We start from the raw sequence: 3,008 nt of genomic DNA on the forward strand, positions 1-3,008 counted from the left end.
GGGCATACCCGGCAGGGGTTCCGCCGACGGGGTTGCAGGGCCGCGCATCCGGGGGCTGCCGCCCCCGGGCGCAGGTCCGGCTGGGGAGCGGAACGGCATGGGAGGGCCGGCCGCAGCGGGTGACAGCCCCGTACGCGAACCCAGACCGGACGGCGCGACGCGGTCCCTGAGTAGGGCCGGGCACGTGAAACCCGGTCCGAACCTGGGTGGACCACCATCCAAGCCTGAGTACTACCCTGTGACCGATAGCGCACCAGTACCGTGAGGGAAAGGTGAAAAGCACCCCGGGAGGGGAGTGAAACAGTACCTGAAACCGTGCGCCCACGAGCAGTCGGAGCACCTTTATGGTGTGACGGCGTGCCTTTTGTAGAATGAGCCAGCGAGTCGCTGGCGCGGGGCGAGGTTAACCGAAAGGGAGCCGGAGCGAAAGCGAGCCTTAACAGGGCGACTTGAGTCCCGCGCCGCGGACGCGAAGCCGGGTGAGCTATCCGTGGGCAGGCTGAAGCGGGGGTAAGACCCCGTGGAGGGCCGAACGCACGTCGGTTGAAAACGGCGGCGATGACCTGCGGATAGGGGTGAAAGGCCAATCAAACCCGGAGATATCTCGTTCTCCCCGAAATAGCTTTAGGGCTAGCGTCGCGCGTTCACCGCCGGAGGTAGAGCACCGGATGGACGAGGGGGCTTCGCCGCCTACCGAATCCAACCGAACTCCGAATGCCGGCGGCCCAGAGCGCGGCAGTCAGAGCATGTGGGCTAAGCTGTGTGCTCGAGAGGGAAACAGCCCGGACCGCCCGCTAAGGTCCCCAAGTTCCAGCCGAGTGGCAAAGGATGTGCGTCCGCCCAGACAACCAGGATGTTGGCTTAGAAGCAGCCATCCATTCAAAGAGTGCGTAACAGCTCACTGGTCGAGTGGACATGCGCCGACAATACACGGGGCTAAGCTGGACACCGAAGCGGCGGGATTTTAATTCATTAGAATCGGTAGGGGAGCTTCCCATGGGCGGTGAAGCCGCCGGGCGACCGGCGGTGGAGCGCATGGGAGTGAGAATGCTGGCATGAGTAGCGAGAGACGAGAGAGTAACTCGTCCGCCGTGAACCCGAGGTTTCCTGGGCAAGGCTAATCCTCCCAGGGTCAGTCGGGGGCTAAGGCGAGGCCGGTAGGCGTAGCCGACGCGCAGCAGGCAGACATTCCTGCACCGCGCACGCGGCGCTACGACCGACGGGGCGACGGATGGGGGTGGCTCGGCGGGGTTCTGGACGTCCCCGTGATGGAGCGCGGCCCGCGGACCAGGGAAATCCGGTCCGCACGAGGGCGAGGCTCCGGACGAAGCACTTAAGCGAAGCGAGTGAGCCCGAGGTCCCTAGAAAAACCCCTAGGCAGGCGCGTGCGCGCCCGTACCGCAAACCGACACAGGTGGGTGGGTAGAACATACCGAGGCGATCGGGTCAACCATGGTCAAGGAACTCGGCACAATGGCCCCGTAACTTCGGGAGAAGGGGTGCCCGCGCGTACGTGAACCGGCTTGCCCGGGGAGCGGAGGCGGGCCGCAGTGGAGAGGCCCAAGCGACTGTTTACCAAAAACACAGGACTCTGCAGAAGCCGCAAGGCGACGTATAGGGTCTGACGCCTGCCCGGTGCCGGAAGGTCACGCGGAGGAGTTAGCGCATCGCGCGAAGCCCCGAAGCCAAGCCCCGGTAAACGGCGGCCGTAACTATAACGGTCCTAAGGTAGCGAAATTCCTTGTCGGGTAAGTTCCGACCTGCACGAAAGGCGCAACGACTTGGGCGCTGTCTCGACCATGGACCCGGTGAAATTGCACTGGTCGTGAAGATGCGACTTACCCGCGGAAGGACGGAAAGACCCCGTGAACCTTCACTGCAGCTTGGCATTGGCCGCTGGTCCCGCGTGTAGAGGATAGGCAGGAGGCATCGATCCGGAGGCGCCAGCCCCCGGGGAGCCGCCCTTGGAATACTGCCCTCGCGCGACCGGCGTCCTAACCCGAGGCCGTCAACCGGCTCGGGGACCGTGCCAGGCGGGCAGTTTGACTGGGGCGGTCGCCTCCTAAAGGGTAACGGAGGCGCGCGAAGGTCCGCTCGGGACGGTCGGCAACCGTCCTTTTGAATGCAAGAGTACAAGCGGGCTTGACTGCGAGGCCCACAAGCCGAGCAGGTGCGAAAGCAGGCTCTAGTGATCCGGCGGCCCCGAGTGGGTGGGCCGTCGCTCAACGGATAAAAGGTACTCCGGGGATAACAGGCTGATCTTGCCCAAGAGTCCACATCGACGGCAAGGTTTGGCACCTCGATGTCGGCTCATCGCATCCTGGGGCTGGAGCAGGTCCCAAGGGTACGGCTGTTCGCCGTTTAAAGCGGTACGCGAGCTGGGTTCAGAACGTCGTGAGACAGTTCGGTCCCTATCCTCCGTGGGCGCAGGAGAATCGATGGAGGCTGCCCCCAGTACGAGAGGACCGGGGTGGACGCACCTCCGGTGAACCGGTTGTCGACCAACGGCACGGCCGGGTAGCCGCGTGCGGCGCGGATAACCGCTGAAGGCATCTAAGCGGGAAGCCGTTCCAGGGATTAGTTCTCCTTCCGGTAAGGGCCCAGGTAGACTACCTGGTCGATAGACGGCAGGTGCAAGGACGGCGACGTCCTCAGCCGAGCCGCACTAATCGCCCGAGCTCTTCCGGAACCGCACCTCGCGGCCCGCGGGACATGCGCTCACGCGCGGTCCGGGCACGAGGATGCCCCCGAGTCATCTCCCCTATGCGCCATGCGGCCCCCAGGGCACGTGTAGAGTGAGACCCAGGACACCGTAACGGTGGGCGCCGCCCACCGGTCAGCGGCCAGAGCATGGGGGGCACGCCCGGTCCCGTTCCGAACCCGGAAGCTAAGCCCCATCGCGCCGAGAGTACTGCGGGGTCAGCCCGTGGGAGGCCAGGGCGCCGCTGACCGGTGGACGGCACCGAGCCGTACGCTTGAACTTGGAAGGGGGAGGCCTCGCGGCCTCC

The 3,008-nt window shown here is 65.2% G+C and carries 2 rRNA genes; both read left to right on the plus strand.

Annotated elements, in window-relative coordinates:
• Positions 1-2,690: ribosomal RNA gene (locus tag AB5Z25_RS10775) — 23S ribosomal RNA — on the plus strand; the annotation flags it as partial.
• 145 nt (positions 2,691-2,835) lie between these two features.
• Positions 2,836-2,951, plus strand: a 5S ribosomal RNA gene (rrf, locus tag AB5Z25_RS10780).
• Positions 2,952-3,008: the final 57 nt, after the last annotated feature.

This window comes from Collinsella aerofaciens (assembly GCF_040910325.1).
Taxonomy (GTDB): Bacteria; Actinomycetota; Coriobacteriia; order Coriobacteriales; family Coriobacteriaceae; genus Collinsella; species Collinsella aerofaciens_BL.